We start from the raw sequence: 17,926 nt of genomic DNA on the forward strand, positions 1-17,926 counted from the left end.
ACCACCGGACCCACCGCTGTCATCTGATCAGAGGAGAGTGTGCTATACTGCACCTTGAGCCTCCTTGGTTAGTGCTTGCTTCTCAGCTTTACAATAACCAAGTGAGGCTCGCTTCGCATCCCCTCCGGCTCACCCCTTGCTCCGCTCACCTCCCCGACTTTGAGAAAGCCCTACGCCAGGTGTCCGGTCAATGCGTCGGCCGGTGAGCGTGGTGTATAATCGCCGGGTATGCTCGAGACGACCGAGTTGAGGTGGTATGGAAGCTGAGGGGGTCAAGCTCACCGTGGCCTTCCTGGCCGGCGTGGCTTCGTTTGCTTCTCCGTGTGTGCTCCCTCTGGTGCCCGCCTACCTGGGGATGCTCACCGGCCTCAGCCTGGATGGGTGGGCGGCCAGGCGCGCACACCTTCTCGCTCACGCTGCCCTCTTCGTTCTCGGGTTTAGCCTGCTCTTCGTGCTGTCGGGTGCGGCAGCTACGGCGCTAGGGCGGGCCCTGGGGCGCCAGCTTCCCTGGCTGCAGCGGCTCGGGGGCGTGGCCTTGGTGGCCCTCGGGCTGCATCTGACGGGAGTACTGCGCCTGCCCTTCCTATTACGGCAGCGCAGTCTGCGGTCGTCGGCGAATCCGGGGATGGGATATGTGGCTTCATTCCTGACCGGCGCCTTCCTCTTTACGGGCTGGGTGCCCTGTGTGGGACCCGTGCTCATGGCCATATACATGTTGGCCGGCGGCAGCGAGACGGTGGGCCAAGGTGTTGTGCTCCTGGGCGTCTACTCGGCGGGTTTGGGCCTACCCTTCCTGCTGGCGGCTGTCTTCGCTGGGTACGCCGTCCCCCTGATTCGGCGTTTCAGCCGGGCGGTGCGGTGGGTGGAGGTGGCTAGCGGTGTGCTGGTAATTGCTGTGGGCCTGGCGGTGTTCTTCGATGCCTTGGTGGTGCTGTCGCGGTACGGCAGCTTCATCGGCTTCCAGTGATGCCGGCTGTGGGCGAGAGCTAGCATCCATGAGCGCTTCCGGTAGCGACAGGAATCGGTCGGCGAGCCTCGGGAGGACGCTAGCGGCAGTGACCCTGGCGGGCCTGGGCGTACTCTTAGTGGTGGCCGCGTACGCTGCCTACGACAGCCGAGAGCGCTCTCCCCGAGTAGCGGCCGAGGTGGGTGCTTTGGCGCCGGATGTGCGCCTGACGGGCCTGGAAGGGCAGGAGATGCAGCTGTCGCAATTCAGAGGGCGGCCGCTCCTGCTGAACTTCCGCACCACCTGGTGCGGCTACTGCCGTCAGGAGGCCCCTGAGCTTCAGGCTGCTCACGAAACCCTGCCCGAGCTGGTGGTCCTGGGCGTCTACATAGACGAGAGCGCCGGCCAGGTGTCGTCCTATGCGCAGCAACTGGGACTGACCTTCCCCGTGGCGTTGGACGATGGGGGGGAGTCGGCCCAGGCGTACAACGTCCGAGGCATACCGATGAGCTTCTTCCTGGATGCCGGGGGAGTGATCACGGCCCAGCACCTGGGACCGCTGTCGCTGGAGCGCATCCGCTCCTATCTCTCGGAGCAGGGCTGAGGTGGCCGCCGACGGCGAGGGGCTAGAGCCGGCGCAGGCACGGTCGGTGCCGGGCTGGGAACGACGCCTGGTGGTGGAGGCTGACCGGGCCATCTACTGGCTGACGAGGCACTGGGCCCTAGTGTTCAACGGCTTGTTCCTCCTGGTGGTGGGCCTGGCGTTCGCCGCTCCGTTGCTCCAGGCAGCGGGGCTGGAGGGCCCGGGCAGTGCTCTCTTTCGAGCTTACCGGCGGGTGTGTCATCAGTACCCGGAGCGGTCCTTCTACGTCTACGGCCGGCAGGTGGCCTTCTGCCAGCGCGACGTGGGCGTCTACTTGGGGCTCTTCCTGGGCGGGCTGGCCTACGCTGCTTCCTCCGGCCGGGCGCGCCTGAGCAACACCAGAATCTACCTGCTGGTCTTCGTCTTGCCCGTCGCGGTGGACGGGCTCACTCAGTTGTTGGGGCTCAGGACGAGCGCCTGGCCACTGAGGCTGGGGACGGGGCTGCTGTTCGGGGTAGGCACGGCTCTCTTCGCCTACCCCTTTCTTCGTCGAGGCATGGATGATACGCGTCGGGAGTTGGAGCAGCGCTTCGGCCCTGGACTGCGCCAGCTGAGGGGAATGGAACGCTGATGACGCAGATGCGACGCCGATACACGCTGATCAGAAGGAGTTGGTGTAGAAAGACCAGCGAGGACTAGCGTAGTACCGGCGGCATCTGAGTGCTGTTGCCCAGGCTGCGGCCTACCTCAGGGGCTGGGCCGCGTGATGGCGGCAGGAGGGGATATGGCGCTGATGCGTGAACCACAGCACCACAGCTGGGCCGAGTTGCAGCGGAACATCGCCCTGCAGACGGGCGTGGTGCTGGGGCTGGTGGGCTGGTACGGATGGTACCGCACTCTGATTGTCCCCCTTTGGGATGCCCGGGTGGTCGGAATCCTACTGGCGGCCACCGCCGCCTGCCTGGTTCCCCTCTTGCGGCCGAGGCTGGGGGGCGCCTGGGCTCACGCGATACAGGTTGCCGCAGCCGCGACCGCAGCCTACCTCTGTTACGCCGCGTTGGGCTACCAGGTCGCCCTGCTTTTCCTAGCCTTGCCTCTCCTCCAGGCGGCCCTGACTCTCCCTCTGTGGGTGCCGCCTATCCTCGCCTTGGGCTTCTCCGTCGCTGTGGCCGCGGGCGGGCCCAGACCGACTGAGACCCTATGGGCCTACACCGTGCTTTACCTTTCGGTGACCGGAATGGGTCTCCTGGTGGCCCAGAGCTTCCGGGGCGCACTGGCCGACTCGTGGAGACACGTGGGAGTGACGGGCGACTTGGTGCGGGAGGTGCGGGCCCGCCAGGAGGAGATCAACCGGCTCAACAAAGCTCTCAAGGTGTCCAATGGCCTGCTCAAGCGTAGCCTCTCCGAGCTGGCGCTGGCTACCCGGGAAGCGGAGGAGGCCCGGCACCTGAAGGAGCAGTTCGCCACCACTGTGAGCCACGAACTGCGCACGCCGCTCAACATAATCCTGGGCTTCGTGGATGTGATGCAGCAGTACCCGGAAGTGTACGGGGAGGTGAACTGGACTCCCCTCCTGCGGCGGGACCTGGGGGAGATCCAGCGGGGCGCTCGATACCTGTCCTCTCTGGTAGACGACATCCTGGACCTGGCCCGCATCCAGGCGCTCAAGATGCCCATCCACCGGGAGCAGACCGACCTGAAGGCCCTGGTGGAGGAGGTCACGGCCCTGGCGGGCCGGCTGCTGCTGACGAAGCCGGAGGTGCGCCTGACTTCTGACGTTCCCGACGGCTTGCCCAGCTTGTATGTGGATCAGACTCGGGTGCGCCAGGTACTGCTCAATCTCTTGGCCAATGCCTGCCGCTTCACCGCTCAGGGTGAGATAGCGGTGCGGGTGGAGCTCAACGCGGAAGAGGTGGTGATCGGCGTGGCCGACACCGGCTCCGGCATCGCTCCGGAGCAGTTGGACGCCATATTCGAGGAGTTCCGCCAGGAGGCCCGCGCCATGCCCCAGGGGGACGAGGGGGTGGGCAAGGGGCTGGGGCTGGCCATCGCCAAGCGATTCGTGCAGATGCACGGGGGAAGGATCTGGGCCGAGAGCACTCTGGGTCAGGGAAGCACCTTCTACTTCACCCTACCCCTGATGGAGAAACGGGTCGTCTCTCTGCCGGCGCCGGCAGGCCAGGCCGAGCCTACCATCAAGGCTGAGCCGGCGGTGATCCTGGTGGATGAGGGCGAGGGGCAAGCCTTTCTGGCCCGGCACCTGGAGGGCTACCAGGTGCTGGCGGCCCCCGACCTGGTGACGGCGCGCAGACTCACCCGGGAGAGACACCCGCGGGCGATCATCCTCAACGTGCCCCCGCCCGCCGAAGGGGCCACCCAAGGGCCGCTGCCGCCCATCGTCCCGGAGCCGGTGCCGGTGCTGCAGTGCTCGCTACCCACCGGGAGCTGGTCCTCGGAGCGACACCTCTTCGACGACTGGCTGGTCAAGCCTGTCACCAGCGAGAAGCTGCTGGGAGCGCTGGCGCGCTTCCCGGAGGCCCGCCGGGTGTTCGTGGTGGACGACGATCGGGGCTTCGTCCGCCTGGTGCGGCGCATTCTGGAGGCGCTGCCCCAACCCTACGAGGTGGCCTGGGCCCACCAGGGCGAGGAGGCGCTGGCTCTGTTGCAGGAGAAGGGGCGGGCCGGCTCCGGGCAGGGCGAAGGCTCGCCGGGCAGTGACGGCGGGGTAGACGTGGTATTGCTCGACATCGCGCTGCCGGGCCTGGATGGCCGAGCCGTTGCTCGGGCGCTGCGGAAGGATGGCGGGGACCGCTGTCCCGTCCTCATCGCGGTGACAGCGGTGCAGCCGGGGCTGGAGGGCCCGGCGACGAGCCCGCGCGCGTTCGCCGTAACCTCCAGCGTGGGGTTCCGCGAGGAGGACACTCTGGAGCTCATCCGCGCCTGCCTGGGGCGCCTCAAGCCTGCCTTCGCCCTCGAATCACCTGGTTCAGAGCCTGAAGGAGAACCGGCCGAGACACGGGCTTGGTGATGTAGGCGGCGGCCCCCAGCGCCGATCCCAACGCCGGGTCGTCCACTACTGAACACACGATCACGGGGATGTCTCGGGTACGCTCGTCTACCTTGAGTGCCTGCAGGACGCGCCAGCCGTCCGTCTCTGGCATCATGATGTCCAGCAGCACGGCCTCGGCCCGGGTCGCCGCGGCCAGGTTGCCGGCCACCCGGGGGCTGGGGGCGAGGATGGGCTGCCACTCGCTGTTGGCCAGGTATCGCTGATAGAGGGCGAAGGCGGCCGGGTTGTCCTCCACCACCACCACTCGCCGGTCGCCGCAGCGGGGGAGGATGAGGTGGAGGCAACGCTCATCCCCCTCGCCTACGTACCGGTGGCGGAGATTCTGGGCTTCGGCGACTCGCAGGGCGGAGTGCAGCAGGTCGCGGCGGGCCATGTCTTCCTCAGGCCCGACCGGCAGCGACAGGAGGATGTCGTCGCCCTGCGCCTCCAGCACCACCTCAACTTCGGCGCGATCGGTGCTCTGGACAATTGCGCTCAGGAGCTGGGTGATGATCTCGCCCAGGATGCCGGGGCTGGCGCTGGTCACCATCTCCTGATCCGGCTCCCGGCGGTGCAGGCGGATACCGCAGGCATCGGCCAGAGGGGCGACGGTGGCCGTGGCCTGAGATATCAGGCGGGAGAGGTCCACCCGTTCTGGAGTGCCGGCGAGGGCGCCCAGTTCGCTGTCGAGGGAGTCCTGGCGCTGGTCGATGTCGCGATCGGACAGCTTTCGAGCCAGGAGCTCGCACAGTCGCTCCTCGCCCCAGCGCAGGTCGCGGTAGACCTGGCGGGTGCTGAGGGCGAGCTCCTCGGCTATCTCCTCGATGGAGAGGCTGGAGATGTAGCGGAGGCTGATGCACTCATGAGCGCGGTACTCGGAGGCGGAGGGGGCCACTTTGCCGGTGGGGCGGAGGGCCTCGATGGCGTCCAGGAGGAGGCGGCGGAGGGCGTGGCCGCGCTGGGGGCCCCGAGCTGGATGCAGGGCGGCGGCCAGCTCGGTCCGCTCGAGCTCGGCCGGGCTGTAGAGGGCCAGCAATGCCTCGCGGACGTGCTCTTTGGTGATCGGACCAGGCATGGAGTAGCTCCGAAGCGCGCGATCTGCGGTCCGTCGCGTCAGCACATGCGCGTCGTGCCCGTCGGGCGCTCAAGACTGCGCTATGGCGGAGCAGGCAACCGTGACAGACTCTGTCGTTGGATTGTCAAGCGTTGCTACTCGGGGGTCATTATACTTTGACTATGGGATGGCCTGCCAGGCGCGTTCCCTGGCGGCTGGGGCAGCACTTCAGCAGATCAGAGGATTGGGGGAGGTCACGATGAGAAACAGTCACGGACTGTCCAGAAGGAGTTTCCTCCGAGCGGCCGGGGTCTTCGGGGGAGCGGCGGCGCTGGCAGCCTGCGCGCCGGCGACACCACAGGTAGTGGAGAAGGTGGTGAAGGAGACGGTGGTCGTCGCCCCCGAGGCCGCCGAGAAGGCACCGGTGACCCTCACGCACTGGCAGCACCATGCGGCGAGTTACGTTCAGGCGGTTGAGTCGTTCAAGGCTCGGTTCGAGGACTTGTATCCGCATGTCAGCATCGACTTCCAGTCCATTCCTTGGGCTGAATTCTGGGGCAAACTAGCATCGGCGATCGCCGCTGGCAAAGGCTCGGCCCCTGACGTGTTCATGATTCCGATGGGCCTGATCGATGAGTATGTACTGGGTGGCAGCCTAGTACCCGTCGACGAGAACATCATAACAACCGCAGAGATAGAGGAGAGCTACTGGGACTGGACCATCGCAAGAGGCAAGAAGGATGGAGTCTACTACGGCCTTCCCCTCAACGTCCAGACTCTGCTTATCTATCGCAACAACGTCATACATGAGGAGGCGGGTCTGGACCCCACGGAACCATTCATCGACCACGCCGACTTCTATGAGAAGGCGATGTTGATGATGAAGAAGACGAATGGGGAGACCGACCAGATCGGCTGCAACACTAACTACTACTGCGCCTGGCAGACGACCCTGTACCAGCAGTTCCTCCAGCGGGAGAAGGATGGAACCCACTGGATCGATCCGGCGACAAACCGGCTAGTCTGGCACGACTACCCTGAGATCTTCCAGGCCTTTGAGTGGTTCTGCAAGCTCTCAGCAGACGCTGACGACAGTGCCTTCATGAAAGGGCAGAACAGGTTCGCGTTGGGCAAGGCCGGTATGGAGATCGGGCATCCAGTCTCGCGAGGCACGCTGCGCATCACCGCACCTGATCTGGAGTACACCATTTCGCCTTTCCCCCCGCGCTCAGCCGGACAAGACCTCTACACCGCAGGCTCGCATTGGATGTGGGTGGTCGGAAAGTGGGCACCGGACTACCATACCGCTTGGCAGTGGGTGCACTTCTGCACGAACAAACCGGCACAGGTCACCTGGGTTGACGTGGCGGGGGACCTTCCAAGCCACAAGGACTTGGCTGATGAGCCGCGGTTCCGTCAGGACGCCAACGCTGTGGTGGTCATGGACTCGATCAAGTACGCTTCCCCATGGGAATGGGTCGGCTGGGCAGAGTGGTGCAAGGAGTTCACGGACGCCAGGGACCGCGTCGTCATCGGCGGTGAGGCCACGGAACAGTCGTTCAACACCATGGTGGAGAACCTCAACAAAGTCATCGATACACACACACCGAAAGCGTAGCGCGACCCTTGGGTGCGGGCCGCGGCCCGCACCCAAGCCCTAGTTGGCCGCCGACGCCGGGCTCGCGAGCGACGGAAGAAAGGTCTATGGTTAGCCAAGCGGGTATACCCTTTGTCCAGAGAAGTCGCTGGAGTCGCCAGCGATTGCATGATCTGGCGTGGGCCTATGTGTTCCTGTCGCCAGCATTCTTCTTCTTGATAGTGCTCCTGCTATTTCCCATAGTCTTCGCCTTCTGGATCAGCCTGCGCGATTGGAGCCTGATCCCGCGCCCGTACCCCTTCATCGGATTGCGCAACTATGCGGAGGCCTTCAGCGACCCTCTGACTGTCAAGAGCATCAAGAACACCTTCATCTACACCGTTGGCGCCGTGCCCGTCAGTCTGGCCATCTCCCTGCTGCTCGCACTGGTGATGAACCAAGAGGGGTTGCCGCTGCGGACGGCCTTCCGCACTGCCTATTTCATCCCCGTCATCACTTCGTGGGTGGCGGTCTCCTTCGTCTGGATCTGGATGTTCGAGCCACGCTGGGGCCTGGTCAACAGCTTCCTACGCCTGATCGGCATCACCGGCATCCGCTGGCTGGCCTCACCGCAGTGGGCGCTGCCGGCCATTATGATCGTAGCCATCTGGAAGGGGCTGGGCTACTATATGGTCATCTTCCTTGCTGGCCTGCAGACCATCCCGCGCGAACTGATGGAAGCCGCGCGGATTGACGGCGCCAATCGCTGGCAAGGCTTCCGCTCGGTTACCTTCCCGCTGCTCAACCCCACCATTGTCTTCTTGACCGTGACCTCGGTGATCGGGTCACTGCAGGTCTTCACTCCTGCAGTCATCATGACCACCGGCGCCGGGGGAGAGGCTGGGGGGCCGATCAACTCGACTCGAGTGATGGTGTATCACATCTACTCTATGGCCTTCCGAGCGAACCGGCTGGGCTATGGTGCCGCCCTGGCTTTCATTCTGTTCGCCATCATACTGGTCATCACGATCATCCAGCTACGCGTTACCCAACGCGAGTTTGAGTACTCTTGACGGGGGACGTCAGCCCCGGAATTGCGGCTGGACCACGCTATCCCGAGGAACGCATGACATGGCTCTGAACCAGGCCGTGCCCAAGCCTAGATCCAGGCGACGGGGACTACTGCGAGGTCTCAATGTGGGTGAGAGAGTGGCCCTGCTGGTGGGCCTGCTGCTGCTGGCCTTCGGCGGTGTGTGGATGCTCTTGCCGCTGATCTGGATGCTCTCCGCTTCGCTCATGCCGCTGTCGGAAGTTATCAAGGTACCACCAGTATGGTTCGCGCCGGCTAAGTACTCCCTCGCCAACTATGTCGAGGTGTGGTCTCGTGTCGGCTTCTCCCGCTATTTCTTCAACAGTGCTTTCGTGGCGACCACGATCACCGTCCTTCAGTTGCTGACCAGTGCCATGGCCGGGTTCGCCTTCGCCCGATACGACTTCCCCGGGCGCACGGTGATATTCATCATTATCCTCTCCACCATGATGATCCCCTTTCAGGTGATCATGATTCCTCTCTTCATCATGATGGCACGACTGCGGCTAGTGAACACTATGTGGGGCCTGATCGTACCTTCTATGGTCACCGCCTTTGGGGTATTTCTGATGCGTCAGTTCATGCTTGGTGTCCCTAGGCCCCTGCTTGAGGCGGCCCGCATAGATGGCGCATCGGAGCCGTACATCTTCAGCCGCATCATGTTGCCTCTATGCAAGCCGGCTCTGGCGGCCCTGGGGATATTCGCGTTCCTTGGGAGCTGGGACAACTTCCTCTGGCCCTTGATCATTATCAACAGCCGTGAGTTGTGGACTCTGCCGATAGCGATGTCCCGGTTCACAGAGCAGTACATAGCTCAGACCCACCTTCAGATGGCCGGTGCTGCCATCATGTTCGTGCCGGTTCTCGTGGTTTTCCTCCTGATGCAGCGCAACTTCATAGAAGGGATCGCCCTAACGGGCCTCAAGGGCTAGGGGCACATGGCAACAGCACAGAGGATGTCATCACGGGAACGGCTTCTGGCCGCCTATCAGTCTCAGCCTGTCGACAGGGTGCCTATTCGCGTCTGGGGGGCAGAGCCCTGGACCAAGGTGTGGCACCCCTCGTTCCGGCCCATTCTGGATGCGGCCCTAGAACACACGGATCTCTGCGCTGGCTGGGGACCGTACCTGAACCTCTTCTGGTCGGATGTGCCGGTGCCCATGCAAGTGAAAGATCGGCCCAGCCGGCACGAGGGCTTCGTTGACAGGGTAACCACGTACGAAACGCCACGTGGCTCCATCACACAGGTGGAGGCGGTGAGCACGCAACACAAGCCGGGACGGGTGCTCAAGTTCTTTGTCCAGAGCGAAGAGGATGCCCTGGCCTGGCTGTCAGTTCCTTACGTGCCGTCGCGGCCTGACCTCTCGCCCTTCTTCGAGAAGCGCGATCAGCTGGGGGAGCGCGGCCTGATGATGGCCTACATCGGCGAGCCGATGTACCACATCTACACCCTAATGGGCAGTGAGCTCATGGCCTTCTGGAGCATAGAGAAGCGCGACCTGCTCCGCGAGATGATCAATGCGGCCGAGCGGCGCTTGACCGACCTGGTGTTCTACATGCTCGAGCAGGGGGTGGGGCCAGTGTTTGGCTATGTTGGCCCAGAGCTGTGCATCCCGCCGCTGATGACTCCCAGAGACTTCTATGAGTTCGTGGTGCAAGTGGATAAGAAGTTCACGCTGCCCATCCGTCAGGCGGGTAAGCTGCTCTGGGTGCACTGCCACGGCGGAATGGGGCCAGTGATCGAGGGGTTTCTGGAGATGGGCGTCAATTGCTTGAACCCCATCGAGCCCCCGCCCAACGGTGACATCACCCTGGCGGAGGCGCGCCAGAGGGTGGGCGACCGCATGTGCCTCGAGGGGAACATCGAGGCTGACGATATGTTCCGGAGCAGCCCAGAGCGCATACGGGAGCTGGTCCGCACCGCCATCGAGGAGGCGCGAGGGGGCGGCTTCATTCTCTGTCCCACCAGTGGCTTCATGGAGTGGCCCACGGCGTCCCCCACCCAGGTGAACAATTACTTGGAGTTCATCAAGGCGGGGCTCGAGTTTGGCGCCAATCCCGACTAGAACTCGACGTTTCGGCCGGAGGCAGTTGGTGCGCCCGTCCCGCTTGGCCTGGCCGCCTGGGGGTGGAGGACCATCAGGACCTTCAGCCGTGCCCTGGTCCCCTTCCAGACCGATCCTATCCTCCCCCTCCCCCACCCGCACGACCCACGGCAGCTCCTCTGCTACAGCGTTGTACAGCCTGGGGTCTGCGGTTACCGGCGGCAGGCCATCTCGCTCCGCCAAGTAGAGATGGGCGGCACCGCAAGCGAAGCGGCCCCACCGCTCAGCCAAGGCGAGGGGCCTCTGGAGATCGGCCGGCGCCAGGGTAGTGCCGGGTACCCCAGATCGGGCGATGGCGAGCCAGATGTGTTGCTGGGCCAGGGATCCCGCAGCGCACGCCCGGGCGGGCGCCTTCAGCCATCCGCCCCCGCCGCTGGGCCAGATCCTCACTGTCACGGCTGCTACCTGATCCCCTCTACGAGCTCAGGATGGGGGGACGAGTGGGTTCAGCCGGCAGTCGCACGGAGCAGACGGGCGCAGGTGGTTTCCTCACCGGCTCTCAAGGCAGGCTCTTGCGCCGGCTAGGGGGCTAGGTGCTCGCATCCTCGCCGGTTCCAGCCTCGTCCTGAGGAGTCCGCACCTCCAGGCTCCGTAGGCTCTTGGCGGCACAGCGCGCGTGGGCGCGCGCACTCCTCCAAGGAAGGTGCGCCAGGCGCGGTGGGCACTTGGGGACAGGGCGCGCGCACTCCTCCAAGGAAGGTGCGCCAGGCGCGGTAGGCACTTCGAGGGACGGCGCGCGGGCGGGCGCACTTCTTGACGGAAGGTCTGCCTGTGGTGCAGTCGGGGCTCGTTCGCCTAGTGTCAGCGCAGCGATGGCGCTGAGCGACGGCGCTGGTCGGCGTCTGTAGCCCGACGCTGAACTGCTACGATCCCCTTGCCTCCCCTCGGCCCGCCGGTATAATGCCTAGTGCCCCAGCGGCTCAACATGCAGACCCCCGACGGAGGAGTGATAGTGGCCAACCAAGTCAACCTCGCCATCCTGGGTAGCGGGCTCATAGGCGCCATCCACGCCCGGGCCATCGCCGAGGTCTCCAATGCCAGACTCAGCCTGGTCATAGACTCGGCTCGCGAGCGGGCCGACGCGTTGGCGGCAGAGTATGGTGTCCCCGCCGTGTACGACCTGTCTGAAGCCCTCCAGCGCCACGACGTGGACGCCGTGCACGTGTGCGTTCCCAGCGGGCTTCACGCCAAGCTGGGCACCATGGTGGCCGAGGCGGGCAAGCACGTCCTGGTGGAGAAGCCCATTGACATAACGCTCCCGGCGGGAAGGAAGCTGGTGGAAGCGGGAGAGCGGACCGGGGCCAAGATCGCGGTCATCTTTCAGAAGCGCTTCACTGAGCCGGCTCAGCGCATTCGCACGGCGGTAGAGCGGGGGGAGCTGGGCCGACTCATCCAATGCGACGCCTACGTCAAGTGGTACCGGGAGCCCAAGTACTACTCGGACAGCCCCTGGCACGGCACCTGGGCCATGGATGGGGGAGGAGCCCTCATCAATCAGGGCGTGCACATGGTTGACCTGCTCAAGTGGATCGGCGGCCCGGTCCGCTCGGTATTCGCCCGGCGCCGCACCGCCCTGCACGACATCGAAGTCGAAGACCTGGTAGATGCCCTGGTCGAGTTCGAGAGCGGCGCCCTGGGCGTCATCCAGGCCTCGACGGCCCTGTACCCCGGCTTCCCCGAGAGGCTGGACGTCCACGGCACTAGGGGCTCGGCGGTGCTGGAGGGCTCGGCCCTGGCCCAGTGGGCGGTAGTGGGCCAGGCGGTGGAGTCGGGTGCCGGTGCCCTGCCCACCGGACACGCCGACCCGGGGGCCATCGGGCACAAGGGCCATGTCCCGGTGATCCAGGACTTCGTGGATGCCATTCTGCAAGATCGCGAGCCCATGGTCTCCGGCCGGGACGGGCTGGAGACGCTGGAGCTGGTGATGGCAGTGTACAAGTCGGCGCAGGAGGGCAGGGAAGTGACGCTTCCTCTGCCCGAGGACTGGGTCCCCGAACCAAGGGTGGCCAAGCTCTAGAGCGACCTGCGGGTGGGCCGCCACGCGCACAGGCAGGGCGGGGGCACGGTGTGCCGTGCCCCTTCGTCGCGCCCGGCTGCGGGCGAGTGAAGGAGAAGAGCGTTGAAGCTCACATTCGTCGGCGGAGCCCGGAAGGTCACCGGCTCCATGCACTTGCTGGAAGTGAACCGAACCCGGGTGCTGCTGGACTGTGGCCTGACCCATGGTCATCGCGGAGAGGCGTATCAGACGAACGTGGAGCAGGCGGCCCTTGGCGCCCATGCTGACGCGCTGGTGCTGTCCCACGCCCACATCGACCACTCGGGGAACATCCCCACCCTGGCCAAGCAGGGTTTCACCGGGGATATCTGGTCCACCTCAGCCACCCGTGACCTGTGCGCCGCCATGTTGAGGGACTCGGCCCACCTGCAGGCCGAGGATGCTGCCTTCCTGAACAAACGACGACGAGCCCACGGCGAGCCCCCCGTCGAGCCTCTCTATGGCCGGGCCGACGCCGACGCATGCATGGGGCTGTTCGTCGGCATCAACTACGGTCGGTCCTTCTCCGTGGCCGACGGGGTCCGCGTCACCTTCCTCGATGCTGGGCACATACTTGGCTCTGCCCTCACCCTGCTGGAGCTGCAGGAGAAGGGACGTCGGCTGCGGCTAGGCTATACCGGGGACTTGGGGCGTGCCGATCTTCCTATTCTGAGGGACCCAGAGCAGCTGCAGGACGTGGACTACCTGATCATGGAGAGCACCTACGGCGGCCGGCCAGGGCAGAGCCCGGACGAGGCGCGAATGATCCTCAAGCGGGTCATCAACGAGACGTACGCCCGTGGCGGCAAGGTTATCGTCCCCGCCTTCGCCGTGGGCCGAACCCAGGAGATCGTCTACGACCTGTATGTGCTGCGGCAGGAGCGCAAGGTACCCGACATCCCGGTCTACGTGGACAGCCCGCTGGCGGTGGATGCCACCGAGATCTTCCGGCTGCACCCCGAATGCTATGACCGGGAGATGGCAGAGATTCTGGAGCGGGACCAGTTCGGGCCTCTGGGGCACAGCCAGGTCCGCTACGTGCGCCGGGTGGACGACTCCAAGGAACTGAACTTCCTGCGGGAGCCGGCCGTGATCATCAGCGCTTCCGGCATGGCCGAGGGTGGCCGGATTCTGCATCACCTGAAGAACAACCTGGGGGACGAGCGCAACACGGTGCTCTTCGTGGGCTACCAGGCCGAGAACACGCTGGGTCGCCGCATCCAGGATGGTGCCTCTGAGGCTCGCATCTTCGACGACGTGTACCCGGTGCGGGCTCGCGTCGAGAGCGTTCAGGGCTACAGCGCTCATGCGGACCACGATGGCCTGGTGGCGCATGCCGAACGGGCGGCCCGGTCGGGCCGGCTTCGGGGCATCTTCCTAGTGCACGGGGAGGACGACGCGTCCCTGGCCCTGTCCGAAGCCCTCAAGCAGAGAGGGCTCCCCGGCGTGACCGTGCCTAAGCCGTCGGAAGAGGTTACCCTCTGATAGAACGCTGATGCTACGCTGACACACGCTGATCTCTGGGGTGGTGCTTCTCCGATCAGCGGGAATCCGCGTACCATCAGCGTCACCAGGGGCTATTTTGCCACGGCCTCGGTCTCTTCGCGGATGAACTGGCTCATGTAGAGGTCGTAGTAGGCGCCGCGGCGGGCCAGTAACTCCGAGTGCGTGCCCCGTTCCACGATGCGCCCTTCCACCAGCACCAGGACCTGGTCGGCGTTCCGGATGGTGCTGAGCCGGTGGGCCACCACGAAGCTGGTGCGGCCGCGCAGCAGCTCCTCCAGCGCCTTCTGGATCAGCCGCTCGGTCCGCGTATCCACGCTGGAGGTGGCCTCGTCCAGGATGAGGATGCGAGGGTCGGCCAGAGCGGCCCGAGCGATGGCTAGGAGCTGCCGCTGTCCCTGGCTCAGTCCCGTCCCTCGCTCTCCGAGCACCGTCTGGTAACCCTGGGGCAGGCGCTCGATGAAGTCGTGAGCGCGGGCCAGCTTGGCCGCGGCGATCACTTCCTCGTCCGATGCTTCCAGCCGGCCGAAGCGGATGTTCTCCATCACCGTGTCGCTGAACAGGAAGGTGTCCTGGAGGACCATCCCGATCTGGCGCCGCAGGCTGGCCACCTGCACGTCCCGCACGTCAATGCCGTCTATCCGCACCGCCCCGCCTACCACGTCGTAGAAGCGGGGGATGAGGTTGAGGATGGTGGTCTTGCCGGCGCCGGTGGGCCCTACGATGGCGACGGTCTGGCCTGGCTCGGCGCAGAACGACACTTCCTTGAGCACCATCTCACCTTCCACATAGGCAGCGCTGACCCGGTCGAACTCGACCTCTCCCACTATGTCGGGCATCGGCTGCGCACCAGGCCGATCAGTGATGGCGACTGGTTCGTCCATGAGGCCGAAGATGCGTTCGGCACCGGCGATGGCGCTCTGGATGTTGGCCCAGAGAGTGGCGATCTGTTGTATGGGCTGGTTAAACCGCTGCACGTAGTTGATGAAGGTGATGATGAGCCCGAGAGACACCGCAGTGCCGAACAGCGGTTGCCCCCGCATCACCGCCAACCCACCAACTACGGCCACGATGGCCACGGCCACGTAGCCCAGGGCTTCCAGCGAAGGCGAAAGGGCAGCGGTGAAGGAAACGGCCCTGATGTTGGCGTCTCGGTTAGCGGCATTAGCCTCGCGGAACTGCTCGAAGTTGACCTCCTCGCGGCCGAAGGCTTGCACCTCTCGTACACCGGAGATGGTCTCCTGCAGGTCGGCGTTAACCCTTCCGATCTCTACCCGAGTGCGGCGGAAGGCCTTGCGCGCCTGGCCCGAGAACCACAGTGTCACTACTACCATGAGCGGTATGACGGTCATGCTCAGCAGGGCATACGGCGCGCTAAGCCTAAGCATGTTGTAGGTGATCCAGACCAGAAGCAGAGCCCCGCTGGTGACGCTAACCAGGGCAAAGCTCACCGCCTGCTGGATGGTCTCCATGTCGTTAGTGATGCGGCTCATGAGGTCGCCCGCCTCGTGCTGGGAGTAGTAGCCCAGAGAGAGACGGTTCAGGTGCTGGAACAGCTCTACCCGCAGCGTCTTGAGGACGCGCACGCCGCTCCAGCGCATGAGATAGAACTGCAGGGCGCCGGTCAGGGCGCCAAGCACGTATAGCCCGGTGATGAGCAGTATGATCCCACCGAAGCCGGAGATGAGCTCCTCCGCCGTGGCTGACCGATCCACGTTGGTGTAGGTGCAGCCGCTGGTGGCTTCCCGCGTCGCCCCATCACCGAGGTTTCCGCTCACGGCCGGCGCCAGGTAGCAGTCCACCGCCTGTCCGATCAGAACCGGGGCCTGCACCTGAGCCCAGGTCCCCACAATGATCATGGCAGCGACGACCACGAGGGCGGGCCGGTAATCCCGGAAGTAGCTCGCCAGGCGCACGAGGGTCGCCCCCACGTTGCGGGGCTTGCTCGTTTCACGCGCCATGGCATGGTGTGGTCCTCCACCGAACATCGCTTACTCCTGGTCTTGATGTATCGCAGGATTCGTTCCTGACGACGGCGAAGTGGACGAGGCCCTATGCGCGTCCAGACTGGCCCCACGTACCGGGAGCGCTTGGTCAACCCTCATCGGCAACCACCTCGGCGTCTTCCACCAGCTGAGAGTGGTAGATCTCGGCGTAGATGGGGCTGGTCTCCAGCAGTTCCTCGTGTCTGCCCTGAGCCGCGAGTCGGCCCCGGTCCAGCACCAAGATGAGGTCGGCGTTGCGTACGGTGCTGATACGCTGGGCGATGACGAAGCTGGTGCGCCCCTCCATGAGCCGATCGAGCGCCTGCTGGATCCTGTACTCGGTGATGACGTCCACGCTGCTGGTGGAGTCGTCCAGGATGAGAATGCGCGGGTCCAGGAGAAGGGCGCGGGCGATGGCTATCCTCTGCTTCTGCCCTCCACTCAAGGTGGCGCCTCGTTCGCCCACGGGGGTGTCGTAGCCCTGGGGGAAGCTCATGATGAAGTCATGGGCCTCGGCCGCCCTGGCGGCGGCCTCGATCTCGTCCTGCGTGGCCTCCGGCTTGCCGTAAGCGATGTTCTCTCGGATGGTCCCGCTGAAGAGAGTGGTGTCCTGGAGGACGATGCCGATCTGGGCTCGCAGGGAGTCGAGGGTCACCTCGCGCACATCGTAGCCGTCTATGAGTACCCGGCCCTCGGTGACATCGTAGAACCGAGGAATCAGGTTGATAATGGAGCTCTTGCCGCTGCCAGTGGCGCCTAACAGGGCGACGGTCTGTCCCGGCTCGGCCACGAAGCTGATGTCTTTGAGGACAGGCTCGGTGCCGGAGAAGTACCTCAAGGAGACGTGATCGAACTCCACCCGCCCTTCGATGGGAGGCAGCTCCACCGCGCCCGGCCGGTCCTCCACCTCGCTTTTGGCGTCCAGGATCTCGAAGACGCGGCTGGCGGAGGCGCTAGCCTGAGCCATCTGAGAGATGATGAATCCCAACTGGCCCATGGGGAAGAAGACGTAGACCAGGTAGAGACTGAACTTCTGCCACTCACCGAGCGTAAGAGTGCCGCTGATGATCTGGCGCCCGCCGAAGTACATGACCGCTGCTTGGCCCAGGTTGGCGATCAGGAACGTGGTGGGGAACAGAATGGAGAAGATGGCAGAGATCCTTAGCTGCTGCCGCATCACGTCTTCGGCGGCCCGGTCGAACTTCAGTTGCTGCTGGGGCTCTCGGACGAACGCTTTGACTACCTTGATCCCGGCCAGGTTCTCCTGGAGCACGGTGTTGAGCCGGGAGAGCCGTACCTGGGCCTCCGTGAACAGGGGCTGGCTGATGCGGCCGAACACCGTGAACACGGCGAAAGCGACTGGCAAGATGGGGAGCACCACCAGGGTAAGCCGATAGTTGGTGAACAAGAGGACTGTCAGACTGCCGAGGAGAAGGACCGCTGCCTGTACCGTCATCAGCAGCCCTTGACCGACGAACATGCGCACCTTCTCCACGTCGTCGGTAGCTCGGATCATCAGTTGGCCTGTCTGCGTCCGGTCGTGATAGCTAAAGGAAAGGCTCTGTATCTTGGTGTACAGGTCGTTGCGGAAGTCGAAGGCGATGCCCTGGGATACGCTCTCGGCCAGGTAGCGCTCCGAGAAGGCGAAGAGCCCTCGCATAACGGCGAACACCACGATGAGGCCGCCGGCGAGCATCAGGGCGGATTCGGCCCCGGTGAGGTGCTGGGCGAACTCCTCGGCGGTCCATCCAAGGGCGGCCAGAGCCTGAGAGCGCATGGCCTCTGGCACTTGCGACAGTTGGCGCGCGACAGCGCCATTGGTGAAAGCATCTATGATGCTCTGCACCATCTGGGGCACCATCAGCTGGGCGCCGGTGGCAGCGAACAGAGCCAGGTAAGAGAGGATGACCAGGCGAGGATAATGGCCCAGGTAGCGAAGGCCGCGCCCCAGGGCAGCCATATTGGGTCGCTGGCGCATGGGCACTACGGGTTGTGCCTGC

Annotated in this window: 13 protein-coding genes; 10 read left to right on the top strand and 3 right to left on the bottom strand. The window is 64.7% G+C overall.

What is annotated here, in order from left to right; all coding sequences use genetic code 11:
- Positions 1-256 precede the first annotated feature (256 nt).
- From HPY83_11985 to HPY83_12000, 4 genes are all read left to right on the top strand, one after another.
- Positions 257-967, top strand: a complete 711-nt coding sequence (locus tag HPY83_11985; protein NPV08662.1) for a cytochrome c biogenesis protein CcdA — start codon at positions 257-259, stop codon at positions 965-967.
- 88 nt (positions 968-1,055) lie between these two features.
- Complete coding sequence (locus tag HPY83_11990) at positions 1,056-1,550, top strand: TlpA family protein disulfide reductase (GenBank protein NPV08663.1); 495 nt, start codon at positions 1,056-1,058, stop codon at positions 1,548-1,550.
- A gap of 1 nt (position 1,551) precedes the next feature.
- Positions 1,552-2,160 carry a DUF2085 domain-containing protein gene (locus HPY83_11995; GenBank protein NPV08664.1) on the top strand — a complete coding sequence of 203 codons (609 nt, stop codon included), beginning with the start codon at positions 1,552-1,554 and terminating at the stop codon, positions 2,158-2,160.
- 153 nt (positions 2,161-2,313) lie between these two features.
- On the top strand, positions 2,314-4,557 hold the full coding sequence (locus HPY83_12000; protein ID NPV08665.1) for a hybrid sensor histidine kinase/response regulator: 2,244 nt from the start codon (positions 2,314-2,316) through the stop codon (positions 4,555-4,557).
- Here the strand turns inward: HPY83_12000 and HPY83_12005 are convergent.
- Complete coding sequence (locus HPY83_12005) at positions 4,484-5,653, bottom strand: response regulator (protein ID NPV08666.1); 1,170 nt, start codon at positions 5,651-5,653, stop codon at positions 4,484-4,486. The two genes, HPY83_12000 and HPY83_12005, sit on opposite strands and share 74 nt — an antisense overlap.
- Before the next feature lie 238 nt (positions 5,654-5,891).
- On the opposite strand from HPY83_12005, the gene HPY83_12010 reads away from it, so the two are divergent.
- The 6 genes from HPY83_12010 (at position 5,892) to HPY83_12035 (ending at position 13,923) form a co-directional block, all read left to right on the top strand.
- A complete protein-coding gene (locus tag HPY83_12010; protein ID NPV08667.1) occupies positions 5,892-7,250 on the top strand; it encodes an extracellular solute-binding protein in 1,359 nt (452 codons plus the stop codon).
- Positions 7,251-7,393: 143 nt separating this feature from the next.
- Positions 7,394-8,281, top strand: coding sequence for a sugar ABC transporter permease (locus HPY83_12015; GenBank protein ID NPV08668.1), 888 nt, complete (start codon positions 7,394-7,396; stop codon positions 8,279-8,281).
- 196 nt (positions 8,282-8,477) lie between these two features.
- Positions 8,478-9,230 carry a carbohydrate ABC transporter permease gene (locus HPY83_12020; protein NPV08669.1) on the top strand — a complete coding sequence of 251 codons (753 nt, stop codon included), beginning with the start codon at positions 8,478-8,480 and terminating at the stop codon, positions 9,228-9,230.
- Positions 9,231-9,254: 24 nt separating this feature from the next.
- The gene (locus HPY83_12025; GenBank protein ID NPV08670.1) at positions 9,255-10,364 is read left to right on the top strand and encodes a hypothetical protein; all 1,110 of its coding nucleotides are present in this window, start codon (positions 9,255-9,257) and stop codon (positions 10,362-10,364) included.
- Between the two features lie 991 nt (positions 10,365-11,355).
- The gene (locus tag HPY83_12030; protein NPV08671.1) at positions 11,356-12,420 is read left to right on the top strand and encodes a Gfo/Idh/MocA family oxidoreductase; all 1,065 of its coding nucleotides are present in this window, start codon (positions 11,356-11,358) and stop codon (positions 12,418-12,420) included.
- Positions 12,421-12,522: 102 nt separating this feature from the next.
- Complete coding sequence (locus tag HPY83_12035; protein NPV08672.1) at positions 12,523-13,923, top strand: MBL fold metallo-hydrolase; 1,401 nt, start codon at positions 12,523-12,525, stop codon at positions 13,921-13,923.
- A 92-nt stretch (positions 13,924-14,015) separates the two neighbouring features.
- Here the strand turns inward: HPY83_12035 and HPY83_12040 are convergent, their stop codons facing one another.
- On the bottom strand, positions 14,016-15,929 hold the full coding sequence (locus HPY83_12040) for an ABC transporter ATP-binding protein (protein ID NPV08673.1): 1,914 nt from the start codon (positions 15,927-15,929) through the stop codon (positions 14,016-14,018).
- Positions 15,930-16,035: 106 nt separating this feature from the next.
- Entirely contained in the window at positions 16,036-17,904 is a 1,869-nt protein-coding gene (locus HPY83_12045) for an ABC transporter ATP-binding protein (GenBank protein NPV08674.1), read from the bottom strand.
- Between the last annotated feature and the right edge of the window lie 22 nt (positions 17,905-17,926).

It is taken from the genome of Anaerolineae bacterium (assembly GCA_013178015.1).
Classification (GTDB): domain Bacteria; phylum Chloroflexota; class Anaerolineae; order DRVO01; family DRVO01; genus Ch71.

What these genes read in the sequence shown, in the direction of transcription:
- HPY83_12000 (NPV08665.1), top strand. Translation starts at nt 2,314, where the DNA reads ATGGCGCTGATGCGTGAACCACAGCACCACAGCTGGGCCGAGTTGCAG.
- HPY83_12010 (NPV08667.1), top strand. Translation starts at nt 5,892, where the DNA reads ATGAGAAACAGTCACGGACTGTCCAGAAGGAGTTTCCTCCGAGCGGCC.
- HPY83_11985 (NPV08662.1), top strand. Translation starts at nt 257, where the DNA reads ATGGAAGCTGAGGGGGTCAAGCTCACCGTGGCCTTCCTGGCCGGCGTG.
- HPY83_12040 (NPV08673.1), bottom strand. Translation starts at nt 15,929, where the DNA reads ATGTTCGGTGGAGGACCACACCATGCCATGGCGCGTGAAACGAGCAAG.
- HPY83_12005 (NPV08666.1), bottom strand. Translation starts at nt 5,653, where the DNA reads ATGCCTGGTCCGATCACCAAAGAGCACGTCCGCGAGGCATTGCTGGCC.
- HPY83_12025 (NPV08670.1), top strand. Translation starts at nt 9,255, where the DNA reads ATGTCATCACGGGAACGGCTTCTGGCCGCCTATCAGTCTCAGCCTGTC.
- HPY83_12045 (NPV08674.1), bottom strand. Translation starts at nt 17,904, where the DNA reads ATGCGCCAGCGACCCAATATGGCTGCCCTGGGGCGCGGCCTTCGCTAC.